The following is a 21,471-nucleotide window of genomic DNA, read 5'->3' as shown; positions in this document are numbered from 1 at the left end:
GAGCGCAATAGGCTGTACAACCCCCGCCCGCCAATAGGTGGACGGGGGTTCCCTTTTCTAAAATAATTGTTGTTCCGAGCGCAGAGAAGCAGTCTCAACACAATGATCGTTTTGAGTATGCTTCCCCCGTCCAGTACGATGGAGCATAATTCAGGTAACATTCGCGAGACATGAAGTGGCCGAAGTAGGCACTTTAGACTATGCTCGTTCGTTAGTCTGTGTATTTCGCGTGATTGGCGCGCTATTGGGAGGAAATCTAGGTGAGGACACTAATCCAGGCCCTGAAAACCAAAGAGTTGAGGAAGAAGATTCTCTTCGTCCTGTTCATCATCATCGTCTACCGCATCGGTTCGTTCATTCCGACCCCTGGCGTGGACTACAACGTGGTGAACAAGTGCATGGCCACCATCGGCGGCGCCTCTCAGGAGAACTTCATCGGACTGGTGAACCTCTTCTCCGGTGGCGCCATGCTCCAGCTGTCTATCTTCGCGCTGGGCGTCATGCCGTACATCACCGCATCCATCGTGGTGCAGCTGCTGCGCGTGGTCATCCCCCGCTTCGAGGCCCTGCATAAGGAGGGCCAGTCCGGCGAGGCCAAGCTCACCCAGTACACCCGTTACCTGACCATCGGCCTGGCCGTGCTCCAGTCCACCACCATCCTGGTCACCGCCCGCTCCGGCGCCCTGTTCCACGACCAGTGCGACCAGGTCATCCCGGACGTCTCCGTGTTCAACCTCGTGGTCATGGTCCTCATCATGACCGGCGGCACCGGCCTGATCATGTGGATGGCCGAGCTCGTGACCGACAAGGGCATCGGCCAGGGCATGTCCATCTTGATCTTCATGTCCATCTGCTCCGGCTTCCTGCCGCAGCTGTGGGAGATCGGCTACGGCACCAACGGCACCGACGGCGACTGGCTGAAGTTCGGCATCGTCGTGGGCGTGCTCGTGGTCATCCTCATATTCGTCGACTTCGTCGAACTGTGCCAGCGCCGCGTGCCGGTCCAGTACACGCGCCGCATGATCGGCCGTAAGATGTACGGCGGCTCCTCCACCTACCTGCCGCTGAAGATCAACATGTCCGGCGTCATCCCGCCGATCTTCGCCTCCTCGATCCTCGCCATCCCGACCCTGATCGCCCAGTTCGGCAAGTCCGACCAGTCGTGGGTCAAGTGGATCAACGCCAACCTGGCGAACACCACCAGCGTGTGGTACATCGCCCTGTACGCGCTGATGATCGTGTTCTTCTGCTTCTTCTACACCTCGATCACGTTCAACCCGGACGAGACCGCGGACAACATGAAGCAGTACGGCGGCTTCATCCCCGGCATCCGCGCCGGCAACGCCACCAGCCGCTACCTGACCTACGTGATGAACCGACTCAACACCGTCGGCGCCGTCTACCTGCTGTTCGTGGCCCTGATCCCGACCGTGCTGATCATGGCCCTCGGCCTCAACGCCAAGCTGCCGTTCGGAGGCACCACGATCCTGATCATCGCGGGCGTGGGCCTCGACACCCTGCGCCAGGCCAAGGCCCAGACCGAACAGTTCCAGTACACCGGCTTTCTGTTCGAAAACGTGGACCACAAAGAAGGCTGACGCCCGCTTGGCAGCGGCCGCCCGCAATGGGCAGGCGGCCGCGCGAGGAGTGGAACAGTCCAGTGGACTGTTCCACGACGGAGCAATCTATCTTCCGCATATAACTCAATGGCTCCCTTAACCAAGGGAGCCAAAACCGTATTAATAATCGACATAAAAGGAGACCACCATGCGTCTGCTCATCATGGGCCCCCAGGGCGTGGGCAAGGGCACCCAGGCTGCTCTGCTCGCCGAGCACTTCAACATCCCCACCATCTCCACCGGCGACATCTTCCGCTACAACATCAAGAACAAGACCGAACTCGGCCTTGAGGCGATGAGCTACACCGACAAGGGCGAGCTGGTTCCGGACTCCCTGACCAACAAGATCGTCAAGGATCGTCTGGCCAAGGAAGACTGCAAGAACGGCTGGATCCTCGACGGCTACCCGCGTAACGCCGCCCAGGTCACCGCTCTCGACGAGATGCTCGCCGACCTCGACACTCCGCTCGACCACGTGGTGGCCCTCGAAGCCGCCCGCGACGTGCTGCTGGAGCGTATGAAGAAGCGCGCCGCCGAGCAGGGCCGCGCTGACGACACTCCGGAGGCCATCGCCAAGCGCCTGGAGACCTACGAGAAGGAAACCGCTCCGTTGCTCGACATCTACGAGGCCCGTGGCCTGCTCGTCGTGGTCAACGGCGTCGGCGACATCGACGAGATCAGCGGCCGTATCATCAGCCACCTCGAGTAGTAGGTTCGGCAGCCCGGGCAACAAGCCGGAGTGATGCCGAAATACCACATCAACGTTTCCATACCCCTGTGCGACACGCCGAGTGTTCGTACAGGGGTATGTGCGTATATAGTTGACAGTTGGTGTGTCTTCGGATATGCCATAGTAATCATCCAACGGAATAGGACTAGAGGCACATGGCAAAAGACGGTGTGATTGAAGTCGAAGGACAGGTCGTGGAAGCACTGCCTAACGCGATGTTCCGCGTTGAACTCGAAAACAAGCACATCGTGCTCGCCACGATTTCCGGCAAAATGCGTAAGAACTACATTCGTATTCTGCCGCAGGATCGTGTCGTGCTCGAAATGAGCCCTTACGACCTGAACCGCGGACGCATTACGTACCGTTACAAGTAAAGGTACACAAGAAAAGGATAACCATGAAGGTCAGCCCTAGCGTGAAGAGGATCTGCGAAAACTGCCGCGTGATCCGCCGTCACGGCCGCGTCATGGTGATCTGCGTCAACCCGCGCCACAAGCAGCGTCAGGGCTGAGAGCAGATTCTCCAGCGGCACTAAGTAAATAAGGCACTCTCTCACAGTGCTTCCCGCAAGGGAACGACACTGAACCACGGGTACGTAGGCCCGTGCCGGGTAATCGGGCGAGCGGGTGCAAGACCTACGGCAACAAGAAGGAATCGCAATGGCACGTCTTGCCGGAGTCGACATCCCCAATGAGAAGCGCATCGAGATCGCCCTCACCTACATTTTCGGTGTGGGTCGCACTCGTGCCAAGGAAACGCTTGCCGCGACCGGTATTAGCCCGGACATCCGCGTCAAGGATCTCACCGACGAGCAGCTGATTACGCTGCGTGACTACCTCGAAGCCAACTACAAGATCGAGGGTGACCTGCGTCGTGAAGTCGATGCAGATATTCGTCGCAAGATTCAGATCAACTGCTACCAAGGCCAGCGTCACCGTAAGGGACTTCCTGTGCGCGGTCAGCGCACCAAGACCAATGCTCGTACCCGCAAGGGCCCGAAGCGCACGGTCGCCGGAAAGAAGAAGGCCACCAAGTAGTCGGTGGCATGATTCGGGCCACGAGATGATTTTATCCCATCGCCCGAACGTCAACAGCAAAGTTCGTTACTAGGAAACGAGGGTCAATGGCAGCGCCTAAGCAAGCCGCTCGTAAGCCCCGTCGTCGCGACCGCAAGTCGGTCCCGGTCGGCCAGGCTCACATCAAGTCCACTTTCAACAACACGATCATTTCGATCACCGATCCGTCCGGCGCCGTGGTGTCCTGGGCGTCCGGTGGCGATGTCGGCTTCAAGGGCTCCCGTAAGTCCACGCCGTACGCCGCTGGTATGGCTGCCGAGTCCGCCGCCCGCAAGGCGATGGAACACGGCGTCAAGAAGGTCGACGTGTTCGTCAAGGGCCCGGGTTCCGGTCGTGAAACCGCCATCCGTTCCCTGCAGTCTGCGGGCCTCGAGGTTGGTTCCATCACCGACGTCACCCCGCAAGCCCACAACGGCGTTCGTCCTCCGAAGCGTCGTCGCGTCTGAGCACTCAGCAATACCAAATCCATCCAAAACCGCCTGACCGGTGAGTGCACCACCGAGTTCAAGCTGAAAGGATAACCACAGTGCTTATTGCACAGCGTCCGACTCTTACCGAGGAATCTCTGAATCCGCAGCGCTCCCGCTTCACCATCGAGCCGCTCGAGCCTGGCTTCGGCTACACGCTCGGCAACTCGCTGCGTCGCACGCTGCTGAGCTCCATCCCGGGTGCTGCCGTGACCTCCGTGCGTATTTCCGGTGCCCTGCATGAGTTCACCACTCTGCCGGGTGTCCAGGAAGACGTCACCGAGATCCTGCTGAACATCAAGGGCATCGTGCTCACCAGCGAATACGACGAGCCTGTGGTCATGTATCTGCGCAAGAGCGGAAAGGGCGAAGCCGTGGCTGGGGACATCACCCCGCCGGCCGGCGTCACCATTGCCAACCCGGAGCAGCACATCGCTACCCTCGCCGACGATGGCGAACTCGAGATCGAGTTCACTGTCGAGCGTGGCCGTGGCTATGTTCCTGCCCAGATGAACAAGCAGGACAACGATGAGATCGGCCGTATTCCGGTTGATTCCATCTACTCCCCGGTGCTCAAGGTGAGCTACAAGGTCGAGGCCACCCGTGTGGAACAGCGCACGGACTTCGACAAGCTCATTCTGGACGTGGAGACCAAGCCCGCCATCTCCCCGCGTGACGCGGTGGCTTCCGCCGGTTCCACCTTGGTGGAGCTCTTCGGCCTGTGCCGTGAGCTCAACGCCCAGGCTGAAGGCGTCGAGGTCGGTCCGGCCCCGGTGGCCGAGGAGACCAACCCCGAGATGGCCGTTCCGATCGAGGACCTCAACCTGACGCAGCGTTCTTACAACTGCCTCAAGCGCGAGGGCATCCACACCATCGGTGAGCTTGTCTCCCACACCGAGCAGGACCTGCTCGACATCCGCAATTTCGGTATGAAGTCAATCGATGAGGTCAAGGAGAAGCTGCAGACCTTGGGCCTGAGCCTCAAGTCCTCGCCGATGGCCTTCGATACCAATAATCTCGAAGGTGGCACGTTCTTCTCGCCGGAAGACGAGTGATCTGCCTCTTTGACCAATCGTTCGTTCACTAGGCAAGCAGATGTTCGGGCATATGCCCACCTGCTTGCCTGAAGAACGGACATATAAGGAGTAAACCCAATGCCTACACCTAAGAAGGGCCCGCGTCTGGCTTCCAGCCCCGCACACGAGCGCCTCATGCTGGCAAACATGGCGACCAGCCTGTTCCAGAACGGCCGCATCACCACCACGCTGCCGAAGGCCAAGCGCCTTCGTCCGCTGGCAGAGCGCCTGATCACCTTCGCCAAGCGCGGTGATCTGCACTCCCGCCGTCGCGTGATGCGCGTCATCCGCAACAAGTCCGTGGTGCACATCCTGTTCACCCAGATTGCCGAGCAGATGGAGCAGCGTGAAGGTGGCTACACCCGTATCGTCAAGATCGCTCCGCGCGTTGGCGATGCCGCTCCGGCCGCTGTGATCGAGCTCGTCACCGAGCCGGTTGCCGAGAAGGCTGTTGTGAAGGAAGCTGAAGCCGCCGCCAAGGTTGCCGAAGAAGAAGCTCCGGCCGTTGAGGCTGAGGCCACTGAGGCTGCTGAGGCTCCGGTCGAGGAGACCGCCGCCGTTGAGGCTGAGGCTCCCGCTGAGGAAGCCGCTGACGCCGAGAAGGCCGAGTGAGCTGAATAGCGTTTCGCTAAGCTAGCTGAAAGGGCTGGAATCCGTTTGGGTTCCAGCCCTTTTGCGTTGTTTTCATAGAATCTACAACGTACGTACGGCCCGAATGGCCTCGGCTCTTGCGGCCAGCTGATCATCGGCGGGATATGCGATATGCTCCAAAGTCAGGCCCTGCGGCGCAATCGGCCCGCTTGAGCCTTCACGCACTGGCTCGGCCATTTTGCCGGCAAACCACTCCAGTGATTTGCGTCCCGAACCAACTTTGATGCATGAGCCGACCAGGGAGCGCACCATATTGCGGGCAAAGGCGTCCGCCACAATCGTGAACACTACCAGGCCGGACTCCAGCGACGGAGTCCGATATGCTTCATGCGATGCCATCTCATCCGGTACTAGGGGAGTGATCGGCACCCGCCGCCAATAGGCGGTCTTGACTTCACGGATCGTAGTGCCTCCCGGATTCGGAGTGGCGAAGGAACCAAAATCGTGCAGGCCGATGGTCAATGAGGCTGCGCGGTTCATAAGCTCCAGATCCAGCGCTTCATCCACGGTAAGCACGCATCCACGCAGGCGCGGGTCGACCTCAGACGAACGATCGGCGACCCGATACACATAAGTGCGCTCCAATGCGGAGAACCTGGCATCGAAGCCGACCGGAGCTACGGCAATGCCATGAATGACGATGTCCGAAGGCAGCACAGCCTTGAGTCTGCGAGTCAGCGCCTCGGTGACCGGAATGGTCATGTGACCTACGCAGCGATTCAGCACCTCATCGGATACATCCAGATGCGCCACTTGGTGGGAGGCGTGCACACCGGTGTCGGTGCGCCCAGCCACCGTCAGACGCAACGGTTCGGCCGCATCATCGGCCGGCACCCGCAGCACCTTGTGCAGCGCATCTTCAATGGTGCCTTGCACCGTACGCAGATTGAGCTGTTTGGCCCAGCCATAGAATCCGCCGCCGTCGTAGGCCAAGTCAATGCGCAGTCGTGTCATAGCCATTCATTGTAACGAGTGCGGTCGGCGAGACGAGTGCGGTCGGCGAGATGCGTGCGGTCTGCAAGATGCGCGCGGTCGGCGAAGTGACCTGCCTGTAACATTCTCGCGCGTTTGTTGAAACGGGCCCGCCTTAGGTTGTAACCATCAAACCCGGTTACGGCTTGCGGCGTCAGCGTGCGCTCAAAACGCCTAACCGCTTGAAGCCACAGAAGCCGCCACAGCAAGGAGCAGGCACGATGATCGAATCCGCAGCACGCAGACTGGCCCATGAACTGGTAAACCGTCGCGAGGCGATCAATCGAGAGCTGTCCCGCAACGGTGTGCGTTTCGGCATCTACAAGAACGGCGAATACCATGACCGGCTGTTCCCGTACGACCCTGTGCCGCGCATTATCGAATCCGACGAATACGACGAATTGGAGAAGGGCCTGAAGCAGCGCGTCAACGCCCTGAACGCCTATCTGAAGGACATTTATTCCGATAAGCGCATTATTCATGATGGCGTCGTGCCGGAAGAATACGTATACACCTCGGCCGGCTACTTCCCGCAGGTCAACGGCGTGACCCCTCCCGGCGGCATTTTCGCGCACATCGCCGGCGAAGACCTGGTCCAAGGCGAGGACGGCCGCTGGTGGGTGCTGGAAGACAACCTGCGCATCCCCTCGGGTGCCAGCTACCCGCTGTTCGTGCGCGATATTGAGCGCCGCATCTCTCCGCGCCTGTTCCGCGACGTGCACATCCGTGACAATCGCGAATACCCGCGCCTGCTGCGCAAGGTCATGGACTTTGTGTCCACTGAGGGCATCGCCGTGGTACTGACCCCCGGCCGCTACAATTCCGCGTTCTTCGAACACGCCTATCTGGCGGAGAAAACCGGTGCGGCGTTGGCCTTCCCCGAGGATCTGGAAGTGGTGGACAACAAGGTCTACTTCCTCGACTACGCCGGCAAACGCCACCGTGTGGGCGTGGTCTACCGCCGCCTGTCCGACGAATTCCTCGACCCGTTCGCCTTCAATCCTGATTCGATGATCGGCGTGCCCGGTATCCTGTCCGCCTACCGCGCGGGCAACGTGGCCATCGTCAACGCGCCGGGCAACGGCGCGGCCGATGACAAGGCCATCTACTACTTCGTGCCACAGATGATCAAGTACTATCTCGGCGAGGAACCGATTCTCAACAACGCGCCCACGTATATGCCGATGTTCGAGGCCGACCGTAAGGAAGTCCTGAATCGTATGGGCGAGCTGGTCATCAAGGATGTGGCCGAAGCCGGCGGTTACGGCGTGGTGTTTGGTTCGTCGCTGGATGCCGCCGCACGTGAGGAGCTCGCCAACCGGATCAAGGAGGAGCCGCGTCGATTCATTGCCCAAGAGGTGATTCAGTTCCGTGATATCGATGTGGTGGACCCGAAGACCGGTGAGATGTCGCCGCGCAAGTGCGATTTGCGTGCCTTCGTGGTCACCGGCAAGAATACGCACGTGTGGTATTCGGGCTTGACTCGATACTCGTCGGTGCCTGGCCAGATGATTGTCAACTCGTCGCAGGGTGGCGGATTCAAGGATACGTGGGTGCTGGCACCCGAATCCGGCATGGAGCATGAATACGGTGCCGAAACGCAGGTGGTGAACCTGCTGAACCAGTCCCGCCGCCACTCGTTGTCTCTGGTCACCGCTTCCGAGGCAGACAACCTGTATTGGCTGGGTCGGTACACCGAGCGCGCCTTCACCACGCTGAACCAGTTCTTCCCGTTCTACGATCGTGTGATGGACACCGATGTGGACGCCTTCCGTCCGTTCGCTCACGCACTCGACCTGCCCGAAGATTTCGAGGACTTCGACGGGTTCGTGAACAGCTTCCTGTACGACGGGTCCAATCCTGATTCGGTGCGGTCAGCCGTAACCTCCGCATTCAACAACGCCGTGATTCTGCGCCCGGAATTGAGCTCGCGTCTGCTGCAGTACGTGGAGTTGGCGATGACCAATATCACCGATGCCGCCAAATACGCGGCCGATGCCGAGGACATCTACAAGCAGCGCGATATTACCGATGACATGCTCGCCTTCTGGGGCGGCATCGAGAATTCGCCGGTCGACCCCACGCTGAAGGCGTTCATCTTCATCGGCAAATATCTGGAACGCATCGACCTGTACACGCGCTTCGGCCTGACGATGGAGGAACTGGAAGCGCCGCTCAAGAAGCTCGCCGCCTATTCGATGACCTTGGACGGCATGCCGCTGCCCAGCTGCTTCGCCGACGGACTGAGCTGGCTGGTCGGTCAGCTGCCGTCTCGCGGGTATCAGGAAGTCGCCGACCTGCTGAAGAAGTACCTTGACGATTATTCCGGCCGTGTCAGCGCCCTGGCCATCAAAGACATGGGCTCACTGAGCTCCATGAACATGGATGCCAAGCGCCCCTAACCCGACGTTCGCCCTGACGGGTTCAAATGCTATGGTGGTATGGCGAAAAACCGTGCGCCCGAGTGCCGGCCGATGCGTATCGGCGAATTGCCGGAATATATGCGTGGGCTGTGAGCGCGCGGACCATACCTCAGCCATGGCTGTAGTGTTGTTATCCCGAGAATATGCCGGTTGCCGGCTCGTGTGTAAGTGCAGGAGACGTTGTGAAAAAACTCGTGTTCGACTATGAGATGAGGCTGTCCTTCAGCGCACCGGTCACCGATCACAGGTTCCAGCTTCGCTGTATTCCCGCCACTGGCCCTCGCCAACAGGTGATTGACGTGGAAGTGAAGATTCAGCCCGAAACCGAACTCGAAACCACCATCGACTCCTTTGACTCCATGGTGATGACCGGATTCATCCCTGAGCCGCACGACATATTCAGCTACTCGGTGACCGGCATCGCCTTCGTGGACAATGCACATATCCATAAGGAAGCCTATAAACCGCTGTACCGGTTCAATTCAGCGCTCACCATTCCCGGCCCGAACGTGGAGGCGATGATTGCCGTATGCCGCGAACGCTTGGCTGCGCTGCCTTCCGACGCCACTCCGGTGCAGCAGGCCGCCGAAGTGATGGATGAGGTCTACAAGGCGTTTGTGTATACGCCCGGTTCCACCACGATTCGCACCACCGCCGAACAGGCCTTGGCCCAGCGCAAGGGCGTATGCCAGGATTATGCGCACGTGATGCTGTCCGTGTGCCGGCATGTGGGATTGACCGCGCGCTACATTGCCGGTTTGCTTGGGGGAGAGGGCGCGACCCACGCTTGGGTCGAGGTGTATCAGGATGGCCGATGGGTCGGACTGGATCCCACGCATAACCGATTGGTGGACGACAGCTACATCACCATCGCCCACGGCCGCGATTACCGCGACTGCATGCTCGACATCGGCATCTTCTCCGGCTACAACGTCCAGCAGACCCAATGGGTCAATGCCTCCGTCCACGAACAGGTGGCGTAAACAAAATTCCAAGCCCCCTCTGATGAGCTGAGCCGTGAAGAAAACGCCGGAGGCGTTTTTAGGCGAAGGCGAACGACAGTGAGCAAATAAAATGGCAGCTGGAAAGCTGTCCTTAATTGCGTTCGAGCTGTCAGCCGTAAGGCTGACTGAGGGAGAGACCACTCAATGCAGAGTGGCCCCGTCACCGCTTCTACCACCACCAATATTCGGATTTTCGTCGTTGCAACATTCGGATTTTGGTAGTTGAGAAATTCGGATTATTGTAGTTAGAAAGTTCGGATTTTCGTCGTTGCAACATTCGGATTTTGGTAGTTGAGAAATTCGGATTATTGCGATGGCGGACGTGAAATAACGGGAGGTGCGCGGAATGGCCGATTCTCTGGCGGGCGACATCAAGCCGAAAGCCTATCGCCCTCGTATCGTGGATACACAGATCGAACGATATATGCGCATCTTTGGCGCGGTGGAGATTACCGGCACCAAGTGGTGCGGGAAAACTTGGTCTGCGCGGGCCCATGCAGCCAGCATTACCTATGTGGATCGCAATAACAATTTGGCTGCGGCTAAGGCGGATCCGTCATTGATGCTGTTGGGAGATAGACCTCATATCGTGGATGAGTGGCAACTCGCCCCAGCTATATGGGATGAAGTCCGTCATCACGTCGACGATGATTCCGCGAATAAAGGTCAGTGGATTCTGACCGGTTCATCCACTCCTCTCAATGAGAATCGGCCGAACCATAGTGGTGCGGGACGAATCGGACGTATCCGTATGAATCCTCTGACTTTACATGAGTCCGGACTCTCGACAGGTGCGGTAAGTCTCAGTGGACTGTTTGAACATAAGTTCGCCGCTGCAAAATCAGAGATAAGTACACAAATGTTGTTGGATACCGTATGCCGAGGTGGATGGCCGGAGGCGGTGGCTCTGCCTGTATCTGACGCACAGATTCTGATTCGGGAATACATGCGACTCACGCTGACTGAGAGTGTGCCCAGGCAAGGCAAGGATCCTGATGTGGCTCGTCGTCTGCTGGATTCGCTTGCGCGCAATATCAGTCAAGCTGTGACATTCAAAACCTTACGTAAGGATATGTACGGTACTGAAGAAAACCTTGACGATTTCATTTCGGAGAGAACAATATCCGGGTATACGGCCATGTTCGAGAACATGTTCGTCATCGATCCGATAAAGGGCTGGGTTCCGCCGGCACGGGATCCAAAGCGACTCCAGACCAAGGCGCGTCGGTATTTTGCCGATCCTTCCATTGCGGCCGCAATGTTGGGCATGAGTCCTGCTGCTCTTATCGGCGATTGGCAGACTTTTGGGTTTCTGTTTGAGAATCTATGCATCCGCGATCTGTTGGTGTATGCGAGATCTCTCCTCGATATTGGGATAGAACCGGTTCGGTATTATCATGACGATTCCGGTCTGGAGTGTGATGCCATTATTGAATTGTCCGATGGACGGTGGGGCGGCATCGAAATTAAGTCCAGTGAGGATAAAGTCCCTGAGGCGGCGGCAAATCTATGCAGACTGAAAGATAAACTGCTGAGAAATCCGAGTGCGCGAACCCGTGAACCGGAGTTCTTGGCGGTGTTGGTGGGGGTCGGCGAGTTCGCGTATCAACGCGATGATGGAGTGTATGTAATTCCTGTCGGAGTGCTTGGCGCGTAAACGCAATGCCAGCGCTTCGGGCGAATTCCGGGATTGTGATCTGACATGTCTCAAGCGGCATACACTTGAGACTTGCTCAGCGAAACTCCGATTTGCCAGGTCGGCAGAATGTGGCATAATGAACAAGTTGCCATTTTGGCAGCATGGATAAGTGTCCGAGCGGTCTAAGGAGCACGCCTCGAAAGCGTGTGAGGTAAAAGCCTCCGCGAGTTCGAATCTCGCCTTATCCGCCTTTAGGGTTCCCGGTTTGTCCCGGAACCCTTTTTGTTTTTTGATACGAACGTCCGTATTCGGGGTTATAGACCAAAATGTGTGTCCGGCGGTCTAGTCGTTCGACTGCCATTCGACCCGTGTGTGGAACTCGTTCCGGTCGATGCCGGTGCCGTATCTCATGGGAATGCCGAACGTCTCGTGCATGCCTTGCGGGCTTCTCTTCCATGCCCGCCGGTAGAGGCGCTCGAGCCGTTCGTCGGTCATCGCGTTGGCCGCGAGCCACGCGTCGGTCTCGGGCCGTTCCGTGTGCTGATGGCACCACCGGCAGATCGCCTTCAGCCGTCTGACCAGCCGCAGTCCGCGGTGGCGGCGCGGCATGTCGCGCAGGCGCGCGTTCCATGATTCGACGAGGTTGTTGGCGGACGGCACCGGGCCGACGGACGCGAGCCCCTCGTCGAGGAACGTGAACGGCCGGCCCTCGCGGATGCGCCTGCGGATCATGCGCCGCGCCTTGACGAGCCTTTGGCGCATGTCGTTCACGCCATGGCCGACGTGCAACGCATGTCCGGCACGTTCGACCCGCCTACGGACGACGGCGAATACGCCGTCATCGCAGGCGGGGCACCGGTGAGCGAGATGCGCGACTACGCGATGGACGTGAACGCGTATACGCACGGCCGTGGGCGCTTCTCCGCTTCGTTCGGCGGCTACCGGCCCTGCCACGACGAACGGCGCGTGATCGAGGAGGCCGCGTACGACCCGGAAGTCGATCTGGAGAACACGCCCGATTCCGTGTTTTGCGTCCACGGCGCCGGCTACCCGGTCAAGTGGTACAAAGTGCCCGAATTCGCGCACGTGGAGTACGCGACGGCGTGAGGGGGCCATCTGACTGTCGCGGATATGCGTCTGGCATATCGGGACCGTGCCGGTGGATGTCGATTGTAATCGACACCTCATCCCGATGGGGTACGAAGTGTCCAGGGACGCCTGATACCTCGTGCCTCATCGGAATGAGACAGAATGAGGCAAGTGACGGATTCGGGATATCCGTCCGAGTTCATTGTGAACCATTGGAATAAACTCGTTTTGAGTCCGTCTGCATGTCCTGTGTTGACAACGCCTTGGTGCGTGTGTACTCTGAATACATCAGAACATAAACGTTTAGGACTTCAATGATGAAACGACACGACGTTACGATCACCGATATCGCAAAGCGGATGGGACTGTCCGTTTATACGGTTTCTCGCGCTCTTAACGGTCTCAGCGGTGTATCCGAGAGCACCCGTGCATCGGTGCGCGAAACAGCCAACGAGGTGGGCTACATCCCCAACGTCAATGCGCGTGACCTGCGCACGGGCACGCACCGGTTCATCACCCTGCTCACCGCGGGAATGTCGAACTCCTATTATCTCGATCTGATCGACGGCATCGAGAGCGTCCTGCAGGACAAGAAGGAGAGCCTGTTCATTGCCGATATGGCCGTCAACGGCCGGTACAGCAAGGAGAACGAGGCGTATCTGTTGCGTCAGGTCGTGGAGAACCGTCCTGGCGGCATCATCTCCACCTTGGGACTCAGCGAATACAGCAGGAACCAGCTGAAGAACTGGAACATTCCCGTCGTATTCGTCGATTCCACTCCCGGATACGGTGATGATGAGGAAATAAAAGATGGTTTCTCGTATGTGGCCACCGACAACGTGGATGCCGCCGCCAAGCTTGGGCGTCATCTGAAACTCCATCATTTTCGTCGTTGGCTGCTTGCCATCTATCCGGACACCTGGAACAGCAGGTTCGCTCGCGAGAGCGGCCTGAGGGCCGCCGCCGAGGAGTGTGGGGCGGAGATTCGCGTGCTGGAATGCGGTAACAACGATGTGGAAGCGTGCACCGAAGTCATCCGTTTTCTTGACCAGAACGATTATTATCCGGATGTGATCATCGCCGGCAACAATCCCATCCTGTTGGGCGTCATGTCGGCTCTTAATCGGAAATCCGTCGACATTCCCGGGGATATGGCGCTGGTCGCGTTCGATGACTTCGCTTGGTCGGACCTGGTATCACCGAAGATAACACTTGTCGCCGAAGACAGCCGATTCATCGGCGCCAAGGCGGCGAACTACCTGCTTGGACAGATGGAAGGAAAGGAGGAGGTGAATAAAAACCCGGATGGGGCGACGATGAGGCCGAATCCCATCCACGACATGATCGAGACATCCCTGAAGATCAGGGAGTCATGCGGATGCGGTGGGCAATAGGCCGCATCCGAACACAAAACAGCTATTTCCAATGGAGGAAACAACCATGAACATCAAGAAGATCGCTTCCGCCGCTTCCGCCCTGCTCGCAGCGTCGCTGCTGCTGTCCGGCTGCAGTGCGGTGAGTAATGGCGACAACGATGCCGCCGAGGTCTCCAAGCCCACGGAAATCAAGAGCATCGGCCTGATGGTGCAGGATATGTCCAACCCGTTCTTCACCGCCATGGACAAAGAAGCCAAGGTTCAGGCCAAGAAGATCGGTGCAACGCTCAATGTCCAGGACGCCCAGCTCGATTTGGCCACCCAGGACAACCAGATCTCCTCGTTCATTCAGCAGAAGGTCGATCTGATCATCGTCTCCGCCGTCGATGAGAGTGGTTTGAAGCCCGCAATCGAGCGTGCCAAGGCCGCCGGCATCATCGTGGTCGCCGTGGACACTCCTGCGAAGGGCGCTGATGCGGTCGTAACGACCGATGGCGTGCAGGCGGGTGAACTGTCGTGCTCTTACCTGGCCGAGCAGCTCGGCGGCAAGGGCAACATCCTTATCGTGGACGGAACCCCGATCCAGACCATCACCGACCGTATCAAGGGTTGCAAGGCGGCCCTGGAGAAGAACTATCCCGGCATCAAGGTCGTCGGACAGCAATCCTCCAAGAACGATCGTGCCACCGGCCTGTCCGTGACCACCGACATGCTCACCGCCAATAAGGACGTGCAGGGCATCTTCGGTATGAACGATCCGTCCGCTCTGGGCGCCGCGCTCGCCGTCGAGCAGGCCGGCAGGACCGATGAAATCATCGTGACCGGCATCGACGGAAGTCCCGAAGGCGTCGACGAGCTGAAGCGCGCCGGCTCCCCGTTCGTGGGGACCTCCACGCAGAACCCCGGCGAAATGGTCAAGCAGGCCGTCGCCTACGCCCAGAAGGTCGCCAAGGGCGATACCCCCAAGAAGTCCACGATTCTCATTCCGAGTGTCATGGTCACTCGTGAGAACGTCAACGATTACAAGGGATGGTGAGCATGCCTCAGTTGCTGCCCCTATTGCAGCTCGAGAACATTGTCAAGAGCTTTTCCGGAGTGGTCGTACTCGACAACATTAACCTAAACCTTTATGAACATGAGGTGCTTGCCCTCATGGGTGAGAACGGTGCCGGAAAATCGACGATGATGAACATCCTTTCGGGCAATCTGAAAAGGGACTCCGGACGCATTCTCATTGATGGCAAGGAGGTGGACGTCTCCACGCCGAAGCAGGCCGACGACCTCGGCATCGCCATCATCCATCAGGAACTCAATGTGGTGCCCACCATGACGGTGGCGCAGAACCTCGCACTCGGCAACGAACCGTTGCAGAAGTCGGGGCTGCTGGACAAGAAGCGCATGCGGGAGGACGCCGTACGTAAACTCGATGTCATCAAGGCGGACATCGACCCGGACGCATTCCTCGGTGATCTGGGCACCGGTGAGCAGCAGATGGTCGAAATCGCCAAGGCCATCGCGCAGGACGCGAGGATCCTCATCCTCGACGAACCCACGGCATCGCTGTCCCGAGCCGAATCGGAGCACCTCTTCACGCTGGTGAACATGCTGCGGGAGAAGGGCACGGGCCTGATTTACATCTCCCACCGCATGGAGGAGGTGTGGCGGCTCGCCGACAGAATCACCGTGCTCAGGGACGGGCACACGGTGATGACCACCGACATCGAGCATGCCGACCAGAATGACATCGTTGCCAAGATGGTGGGACGCAAAGTCGAGAAACTTTACGACCATGGCAAGCGTCATCCGGGAGAGGGTGTGCTCGAGATCAAGAATCTCAGGCTTTCGCCGGACTCTCTGCCGGTATCCTTCACCGTGCATGCGGGCGAGGTGCTGGGCATGTCCGGACTGGTGGGCGCCGGCAGAACCGAAATCGCCAGGGCGATCATCGGAGCAGACAAGCATGATTCCGGTGAGATCCGGCTCCATGGCAAGGCGGTGTCGTTCAAATCCCCGAAGGCCGCCATCGGTCATGGGGTCGCGTATCTTCCCGAAAGCAGGAAAACGCAGAGCATCTTCCCTGTCAGAAGCGTCGAAGACAACATCTCCATCTCTTCGCTGGGCGAATACGAGAGGCTGGGTCTGCTTCAGAAGCACCGCATCCGCAAGGATGTGCAGGAATCGATGAAACTGGTTAACATCGCGCAGCGTCTGTTGACCACTTCCATCATCAACCTGTCCGGCGGCAACCAACAGAAGGCCGTGTTCGCCCGATGGATGATGAAAAACTCCGACGTGCTGATTCTTGACGAGCCGACCCGTGGCGTCGACGTTGGCGCGAAGCAGGAGATCTACGAGCTGATCAGTTCTCAGGCAGCGCAAGGCAAGGCGATTCTCGTAATCTCCTCCGATCTGCCCGAGGTGCTGGGCATCAGCGACAGAATCCTCGTTGTCAGGCAGGGGGCCATCGCTGCCTGTATCCCCGAGGATGAAGCTACCGAGGAGAAAGTCATGGGGTACGCAACGGGCGTGCTGAAGGCGCAATCCGAGGATTCCGAAACGCGCGACGGAGCGCAACGATAAAGAGGAGCTTCCAATGAAAGAAAAGAAAAAGATGAATCTGGCGGCGACCTGGGAGAAGGTCGGCATGCCGTTTGTATTGCTGGTGCTGGTCGTATTCATGCTGATCAAGGCCCCGAACTTCGGCACGGTGAGCAACCTGTTCAACGTGGCGAGGTCCATCTCCATCAGCGCGATTCTTGCCGCGGGCATGACATTCGTCATCATCACCACCGGCATCGATCTGTCCGTTGGCTCGACCATCGCCGTCAGCGGTTGCATCGCCGTTCTGGCCGCCCAGCAGGGGCTCAACCCCCTGCTCGCCATCCTTCTCGGCATGGTGATCGGTGCGCTCATCGGCTTGATCAACGGATTCCTGATCGCCTACTGCAATCTCGCCGCGTTCATCGTCACCCTCGGCACCATGACCTTCATGCGAGGATTGGCATACACCATCACCGGCGGTCTGCCGATCGTAGACAACGGTTTGAACTTCCGTGCCCTCGGCAACGGATACCTGTTCCATGTGCCGATTCCGTTCATCGTGATGATAATCGTTTATGTAGTCATGTGGATCGTTCTCGACAAAACCAAGTACGGCTCGCATGTCTACGCTGTGGGCGGCAATGCCGAAGCCGCAAGGCTTGCCGGCATCAATGTCAAGGGCGTACTGCTATCCGTCTATGTGATTGCAGGACTGTGCGCCGGTCTCGCCGGCTGCATCTTCGCGGCGCGTGTGGTCTCCGCGCAGCCGACTGCCGGCGACGGTTATGAGATGGATGCCATCGCAGCGGCCGTCCTGGGCGGTACCTCCCTGATGGGTGGCAAGGGCAAGATCCCGGGCACTCTGATCGGTGCCATCATCTTCGGCGTGCTCACCACCGGCCTCGTGCTCATGAATGTCCCGTTCTTCACCCAGCAGCTTGTCAAGGGCATCGTCATCATCATCGCCGTGCTCATCGATGGTCTCAAGGAGAACTCGTTCTCGTTCGGGTTCCTCAAAGGCATAGGTGCCACACAAGCCAAGGCTGCGAACTGAAACAGGAGAACGACAATGACGCACGAATATCCACGATTCACCATCACCAATAGCCACCACCATCCCACAAAGCCACAGCCGGTCACGGTGACCGTGCCGGAAAAAGTTGAGGCCGATCTGATTCTCGGTACCACCGATTTGGGACAGTCTTCGCCGTTCCAGAAGGTGCTGGGGGATTCCGACGGTTCCTCGACGACGTTCATCGGCATTCTGGTGCCGCATGACGGAGAGGTCCTGTCCCTACATGACCCGGACCCGGGGGAGACGTTTGAAGGAGGCATCGTCGCTGACGACAACACGCTCGAAAGCGATTCGGTCTGCCACCTTGATACGGGATATTTCGACATTGAACTATGTCGTGGCACCGGCAAGGGCGAGGGCGCCTCCAAATGGGGCATCCGCCATTTCCGCACCAAGGACGAGGGATTCGACCTGCTCAAGAGCGGGGACAACGCCATTGGCGGGTTCTACGGCCCTTTCTTCACTCCGGAAAACGGTCTGATCAACCCGCCCGAACATGCCATCGCCGATGTCCGTCTTATCGAGTTCGGCCCCGTCATGCGCCGTTACCTGCTTGAGGGGCGCATCCCTGACGGTCTTCGACCTGAACTGCAGGGCAAGACCTTCTCCATCGAGTTCACGTTCTACTGGAACGTCGATTTCTTCGATCGTGTCTACCATGTGGATTCGTTTGTGACGGAGGTCGATGGCAGAAGCGTCGTGAACCGTATCACGGTCGGTGACGAGTTCGAAAGCGGCGAAGGAAACCTTGTCTTCAACCGATTCGACACCTACCAGCCTGTTCCTTTCCGCGGAGGGGACCCCTACGCCGGCTTCCTCAAGGATGAAGTGTGGAACGTGCTATCGGAGCGGACGGAGACGACATCAAGGTTCGCCTATTTCTCCACTCTGCTTGACAGGGATCTGGAGAACGCTCACTGGGATCTCTACTGGCGTTTGTTCTCGCGATGGGAAAATGCCCTTACCCCCAAGGGGCTCGATGAGAGGCTCGGGCATGTGCGGGCGCTTGCCCACCGCGCAGCTGATGAGACCTCCCGTCCTTGGCAGTTCCCCGAGGGGGCGGTCGATGTGTCGGCACAGGAGGAGGAGACCATCTTCCCCGGGCCGTCTGCCTGCAGCGCCGAATACGACACCAATACCAACCGGTGCATGATCTGGATCACCTCGGAGGCGTCCTCAGCGTTCCAGATCGTGCAGAGGCCTCAATCCGGCTGGGTCAACTGGGGTACGAACGGCGAAAACGAATGCCCGGCATTGCCTGTCGGCGTCAACATCAGGACGATTTATGGCCCGTATGGGAACGGGTGGCGTGATCGCGCCGATGAGTCCCGATTCGGTGTCGTGAACGTTGAACGATAGGCTCTGAGCACCCGTATGCCGGTGGTTCCGACGGTTTCCTCCTCTTTCCCGTCGGGGCCACCGGCATCGTCATTATTCGGCTCCTGATTCCCGCTCCTCATCGGACTGCAAGATATCCAATGTACCGACGACGATTATGCCAAGCATGCCGTTGACATGCTTATCGACCGCATCGAAGGATACTCAGGCCCGGCCCGTACGTACACCACCGGTTTCACATTGGTGGAACGTGCCTCAACTCGACTTGCCCACTAGCATCCAACAAGTTCGCATCGGCTTCGTGAGGAGTGTGTGTCTACTCGAACAATGCGGCGTCAGGCGCTGGGTAGCCAAGTTGGAACGCGGTGTAGGCGTGCTTGGCGGCCAGTGCGGCGAGGATGGGCAGCATATCGCTCTCGGTGGAAGATTTCGATTCGGTCACGGCCTTGATCTGCGCGCGGGCGCAGTCCATTTCGATGGCGGCGGCGGTCGGTACGGTTTGGCCACTTGCCTTGTCGGCGATGGTGGTGGGGTTGGCCAGTAGTTGGTCGATGGCATAGACCTTTTGGCGGGGGTCGCTTTGGCCGGGAGAACTGGATTGTGCGCCGGAATCATCAAAATTGCCGTTCGCCAGCGCAACCAACTGCTGCCCGGCGGTCTTATGCATATCGCTCAACGCCAACGTAGCCCCAGCGGTCGCTCCTCGCGCGGCCAAGACCTCGATAGCGAATCCGGCGCGATCCTCGGCCACGGCCATCGCATCCAATACTGATCGGTCAACGTTGGCGGACGTGACGCCATCAAGACGCGCCGGCGTCACCTCAGGCGCGGACTGCCCGAATTTATCGGCCAGAAAAGCCAGCCATTGCTTGGTCTGCGCGTCACGTAACGTTCCTTCGGCAAAACGACCCGAACAATACCCGGCAACGTCAATCCAAGCCAGGGGAGCGGCCAGACCGGTGGCATACTGCTCTAATAACGGCGTGCCTTCAGCCGGATGGGTGGCGTAGTCCGCCAACGTCATCGCTTTCTCGCAAGGGCTCATTTGAGCTTCCGCCTCGGCCCGTCCGGCCAGTCGCGGCATCGAACACGCCGAAAGCGAACACAGCATCGCGCTCGCGCATAGTACGGATGCCAAGCGCCGGGTAAACCGTCCTGAAGAGAAACGTGTCTGCATGGAAACATACACTAATAGCTAACTGTGACCACTCATAGGCCATGCGCCACATAACTTCATAGGAGGTACGGATCGATGGAACTGGACCTGACAGGAATACACAAGCTCGCCGCCGAGCAAGGAATCGACCCCGAGACCCTGGATGATGCGCTGGCAGAGGCCCTGCGCCTCGCCTACCTCAAGACCCCGCACGCCGCCAAGCACGCGCGCGTGGAGCTTGACGAACGTTCCGGCAACTTCACCGTGTGGGCCGCCGACGAAATTCCGGTCGAACCCACCGAAGACAACCCTTACCCCGCTCCCAAGCTGGGCGAGGAATACGATGATACCCCGCGCGACTTCGGCCGTCTCGCCGCAGCCACCGCACGCCAGGTCATCACCCAGCTGTTCCGCCGCGCCGAAGATGAGAAGGTATTCGGCGCGTTCTCCGGTCAGAAGGGCAAGCTCATCACCGGCATCATCCAGCAGGATGCTTCCGACCCCTCCAACGTGCATGTCGCGATGGGCGATGTCGAAGCCATTCTGCCTCGCCGTGAGCAGGTGCCCGGCGAACGTTACCGCCACGGCGAACGCATCCGCGTGTACGTGGTGAACGTGGCCCGTGGCATCAAGGGCCCGGAAATCGTGGTGTCCCGCTCCCACCCGGAGCTGGTCCGCAAGCTGTTCGAGCGTGAAGTGCCGGAACTGGTCTCCGGTGCCGTGTCCATCATGGCCATCGCTCGTGAGGCCGGCGCCCGCACCAAGATCGCGGTCAAGGCCAACACCGATGGCGTGAACCCGAAGGGCGCGCTGATCGGCCCTGGCGGCGCTCGCGTGCGTGCCGTTATGGAGAACCTTGGCCCGGAGAAGATCGACATCGTCGACTACTCCGACGATCCGGCCAAGTTCGTGGCAGCCGCGCTGTCCCCGGCTGTGGCCACCGGCGTGCAGGTGATCAGTGAGAAGAACAAGACCGCCATCGCCTTCATCCACGACGACCAGCTGTCCCTGGCCATCGGCAAGGAAGGCCAGAACGCACGACTGGCAGCCAAGTTGACCGGCTGGAAGATCGGCATCGAATCCGCCGAGGCCCATGCCAAGAAGGTCGCCGCCGAAAAGGCCGCCCAGGCTGCGGCCGAGGCTGCTGCTCCGGAAGCCGAATAGGCCGCCGGGCTCGAAGGCGAATGATCTTCAGGGCGCATTATTTCCTGATACGAGCCGCGTCAGCAATGGCGCGGC

Annotated in this window: 19 protein-coding genes, 1 tRNA gene and 3 pseudogenes; 20 read left to right on the top strand and 3 right to left on the bottom strand. The window is 59.0% G+C overall.

Going from position 1 to position 21,471, the window contains the following annotated elements; genetic code table 11:
- The first annotated feature begins 260 nt into the window (after window positions 1-260).
- The 8 genes from secY (at window position 261) to rplQ (ending at window position 5,580) form a co-directional block, all read left to right on the top strand.
- The gene (gene secY / locus ACEUKI_RS02940) at window positions 261-1,598 is read left to right on the top strand and encodes a preprotein translocase subunit SecY (protein WP_374156476.1); all 1,338 of its coding nucleotides are present in this window, start codon (window positions 261-263) and stop codon (window positions 1,596-1,598) included.
- Between the two features lie 169 nt (window positions 1,599-1,767).
- Window positions 1,768-2,328 carry an adenylate kinase gene (locus ACEUKI_RS02935; RefSeq protein ID WP_007053046.1) on the top strand — a complete coding sequence of 187 codons (561 nt, stop codon included), beginning with the start codon at window positions 1,768-1,770 and terminating at the stop codon, window positions 2,326-2,328.
- Between the two features lie 176 nt (window positions 2,329-2,504).
- Entirely contained in the window at window positions 2,505-2,723 is a 219-nt protein-coding gene (gene infA / locus ACEUKI_RS02930; RefSeq protein ID WP_003808114.1) for a translation initiation factor IF-1, read from the top strand.
- A gap of 23 nt (window positions 2,724-2,746) precedes the next feature.
- Window positions 2,747-2,860, top strand: coding sequence for a 50S ribosomal protein L36 (gene rpmJ, locus ACEUKI_RS02925; protein ID WP_003808136.1), 114 nt, complete (start codon window positions 2,747-2,749; stop codon window positions 2,858-2,860).
- 148 nt (window positions 2,861-3,008) lie between these two features.
- Complete coding sequence (gene rpsM, locus ACEUKI_RS02920) at window positions 3,009-3,386, top strand: 30S ribosomal protein S13 (RefSeq protein WP_007053047.1); 378 nt, start codon at window positions 3,009-3,011, stop codon at window positions 3,384-3,386.
- Window positions 3,387-3,472: 86 nt separating this feature from the next.
- Window positions 3,473-3,871, top strand: coding sequence for a 30S ribosomal protein S11 (gene rpsK / locus ACEUKI_RS02915; protein WP_003829907.1), 399 nt, complete (start codon window positions 3,473-3,475; stop codon window positions 3,869-3,871).
- A gap of 80 nt (window positions 3,872-3,951) precedes the next feature.
- Entirely contained in the window at window positions 3,952-4,947 is a 996-nt protein-coding gene (locus tag ACEUKI_RS02910) for a DNA-directed RNA polymerase subunit alpha (RefSeq protein ID WP_007053048.1), read from the top strand.
- A gap of 99 nt (window positions 4,948-5,046) precedes the next feature.
- Window positions 5,047-5,580, top strand: coding sequence for a 50S ribosomal protein L17 (gene rplQ / locus ACEUKI_RS02905; protein WP_374156475.1), 534 nt, complete (start codon window positions 5,047-5,049; stop codon window positions 5,578-5,580).
- Window positions 5,581-5,661: 81 nt separating this feature from the next.
- Here the strand turns inward: rplQ and truA are convergent, their stop codons facing one another.
- Window positions 5,662-6,573 carry a tRNA pseudouridine(38-40) synthase TruA gene (gene truA, locus ACEUKI_RS02900; protein WP_251848128.1) on the bottom strand — a complete coding sequence of 304 codons (912 nt, stop codon included), beginning with the start codon at window positions 6,571-6,573 and terminating at the stop codon, window positions 5,662-5,664.
- 239 nt (window positions 6,574-6,812) lie between these two features.
- On the opposite strand from truA, the gene ACEUKI_RS02895 reads away from it, so the two are divergent.
- The 4 genes from ACEUKI_RS02895 to ACEUKI_RS02880 all read left to right on the top strand — a co-directional run bounded on the left by ACEUKI_RS02895 (window position 6,813) and on the right by ACEUKI_RS02880 (window position 11,905).
- Window positions 6,813-8,993 (top strand): circularly permuted type 2 ATP-grasp protein, encoded by a 2,181-nt coding sequence (locus ACEUKI_RS02895; RefSeq protein WP_080785865.1) that lies wholly within the window; start codon window positions 6,813-6,815, stop codon window positions 8,991-8,993.
- A 203-nt stretch (window positions 8,994-9,196) separates the two neighbouring features.
- A complete protein-coding gene (locus ACEUKI_RS02890) occupies window positions 9,197-9,997 on the top strand; it encodes a transglutaminase family protein (RefSeq protein ID WP_080785866.1) in 801 nt (266 codons plus the stop codon).
- 367 nt (window positions 9,998-10,364) lie between these two features.
- Complete coding sequence (locus ACEUKI_RS02885) at window positions 10,365-11,675, top strand: ATP-binding protein (protein WP_080785867.1); 1,311 nt, start codon at window positions 10,365-10,367, stop codon at window positions 11,673-11,675.
- A gap of 145 nt (window positions 11,676-11,820) precedes the next feature.
- Window positions 11,821-11,905: transfer RNA gene (locus ACEUKI_RS02880), tRNA-Ser, on the top strand.
- A 94-nt stretch (window positions 11,906-11,999) separates the two neighbouring features.
- Here the strand turns inward: ACEUKI_RS02880 and ACEUKI_RS02875 are convergent.
- A pseudogene (locus ACEUKI_RS02875) lies at window positions 12,000-12,431 on the bottom strand (IS256 family transposase); the annotation flags it as partial.
- Between ACEUKI_RS02875 and ACEUKI_RS02870 the strand changes: the two are divergent.
- The 7 genes and pseudogenes from ACEUKI_RS02870 to ACEUKI_RS02840 all read left to right on the top strand — a co-directional run.
- Window positions 12,429-12,764 (top strand): annotated as a pseudogene (locus ACEUKI_RS02870) (GTP-binding protein); the annotation flags it as partial. The pseudogenes ACEUKI_RS02875 and ACEUKI_RS02870 overlap by 3 nt on opposite strands.
- Before the next feature lie 296 nt (window positions 12,765-13,060).
- Window positions 13,061-14,140 carry a LacI family DNA-binding transcriptional regulator gene (locus tag ACEUKI_RS02865; protein ID WP_179133595.1) on the top strand — a complete coding sequence of 360 codons (1,080 nt, stop codon included), beginning with the start codon at window positions 13,061-13,063 and terminating at the stop codon, window positions 14,138-14,140.
- 46 nt (window positions 14,141-14,186) lie between these two features.
- A complete protein-coding gene (locus ACEUKI_RS02860; RefSeq protein ID WP_080785869.1) occupies window positions 14,187-15,158 on the top strand; it encodes an ABC transporter substrate-binding protein in 972 nt (323 codons plus the stop codon).
- Complete coding sequence (locus tag ACEUKI_RS02855; protein WP_131237397.1) at window positions 15,152-16,702, top strand: sugar ABC transporter ATP-binding protein; 1,551 nt, start codon at window positions 15,152-15,154, stop codon at window positions 16,700-16,702. Before ACEUKI_RS02860 ends, ACEUKI_RS02855 begins: the two co-directional genes overlap by 7 nt.
- A 13-nt stretch (window positions 16,703-16,715) precedes the next feature.
- A complete protein-coding gene (locus tag ACEUKI_RS02850) occupies window positions 16,716-17,717 on the top strand; it encodes an ABC transporter permease (protein ID WP_080785871.1) in 1,002 nt (333 codons plus the stop codon).
- Window positions 17,718-17,732: 15 nt separating this feature from the next.
- Entirely contained in the window at window positions 17,733-19,097 is a 1,365-nt protein-coding gene (locus ACEUKI_RS02845; RefSeq protein ID WP_374156474.1) for a hypothetical protein, read from the top strand.
- A gap of 129 nt (window positions 19,098-19,226) precedes the next feature.
- Window positions 19,227-19,352: pseudogene (locus tag ACEUKI_RS02840) on the top strand (LacI family transcriptional regulator); the annotation flags it as partial.
- A gap of 40 nt (window positions 19,353-19,392) precedes the next feature.
- Here the strand turns inward: ACEUKI_RS02840 and ACEUKI_RS02835 are convergent.
- Window positions 19,393-20,121, bottom strand: coding sequence for a hypothetical protein (locus ACEUKI_RS02835; RefSeq protein WP_165506311.1), 729 nt, complete (start codon window positions 20,119-20,121; stop codon window positions 19,393-19,395).
- 207 nt (window positions 20,122-20,328) lie between these two features.
- Here ACEUKI_RS02835 and nusA point away from each other — a divergent pair, with 207 nt between their 5' ends.
- Window positions 20,329-21,396, top strand: a complete 1,068-nt coding sequence (gene nusA, locus ACEUKI_RS02830) for a transcription termination factor NusA (RefSeq protein ID WP_007052305.1) — start codon at window positions 20,329-20,331, stop codon at window positions 21,394-21,396.
- Window positions 21,397-21,471 lie beyond the last annotated feature (75 nt).

The sequence above is a fragment of the Bifidobacterium sp. 2450 genome (assembly GCF_041900695.1).
Lineage (GTDB): Bacteria > Actinomycetota > Actinomycetes > Actinomycetales > Bifidobacteriaceae > Bifidobacterium > Bifidobacterium longum.
The sequence above is the reverse complement of the archived record's forward strand: the minus strand, read 5'-3'. Positions and strand labels throughout refer to the sequence as shown.

Bases quoted from the DNA above. Each gene is read 5' to 3' on its own strand.
- ACEUKI_RS02935 (WP_007053046.1), top strand. From the start codon at position 1,768: ATGCGTCTGCTCATCATGGGCCCCCAGGGCGTGGGCAAGGGCACCCAG.
- infA (WP_003808114.1), top strand. From the start codon at position 2,505: ATGGCAAAAGACGGTGTGATTGAAGTCGAAGGACAGGTCGTGGAAGCA.
- rpmJ (WP_003808136.1), top strand. From the start codon at position 2,747: ATGAAGGTCAGCCCTAGCGTGAAGAGGATCTGCGAAAACTGCCGCGTG.
- rpsM (WP_007053047.1), top strand. From the start codon at position 3,009: ATGGCACGTCTTGCCGGAGTCGACATCCCCAATGAGAAGCGCATCGAG.
- rpsK (WP_003829907.1), top strand. From the start codon at position 3,473: ATGGCAGCGCCTAAGCAAGCCGCTCGTAAGCCCCGTCGTCGCGACCGC.
- rplQ (WP_374156475.1), top strand. From the start codon at position 5,047: ATGCCTACACCTAAGAAGGGCCCGCGTCTGGCTTCCAGCCCCGCACAC.
- truA (WP_251848128.1), bottom strand. From the start codon at position 6,573: ATGACACGACTGCGCATTGACTTGGCCTACGACGGCGGCGGATTCTAT.
- ACEUKI_RS02895 (WP_080785865.1), top strand. From the start codon at position 6,813: ATGATCGAATCCGCAGCACGCAGACTGGCCCATGAACTGGTAAACCGT.
- ACEUKI_RS02885 (WP_080785867.1), top strand. From the start codon at position 10,365: ATGGCCGATTCTCTGGCGGGCGACATCAAGCCGAAAGCCTATCGCCCT.
- ACEUKI_RS02865 (WP_179133595.1), top strand. From the start codon at position 13,061: ATGATGAAACGACACGACGTTACGATCACCGATATCGCAAAGCGGATG.
- ACEUKI_RS02860 (WP_080785869.1), top strand. From the start codon at position 14,187: ATGAACATCAAGAAGATCGCTTCCGCCGCTTCCGCCCTGCTCGCAGCG.
- ACEUKI_RS02855 (WP_131237397.1), top strand. From the start codon at position 15,152: ATGGTGAGCATGCCTCAGTTGCTGCCCCTATTGCAGCTCGAGAACATT.
- ACEUKI_RS02850 (WP_080785871.1), top strand. From the start codon at position 16,716: ATGAAAGAAAAGAAAAAGATGAATCTGGCGGCGACCTGGGAGAAGGTC.
- ACEUKI_RS02845 (WP_374156474.1), top strand. From the start codon at position 17,733: ATGACGCACGAATATCCACGATTCACCATCACCAATAGCCACCACCAT.
- ACEUKI_RS02835 (WP_165506311.1), bottom strand. From the start codon at position 20,121: ATGAGCCCTTGCGAGAAAGCGATGACGTTGGCGGACTACGCCACCCAT.
- nusA (WP_007052305.1), top strand. From the start codon at position 20,329: ATGGAACTGGACCTGACAGGAATACACAAGCTCGCCGCCGAGCAAGGA.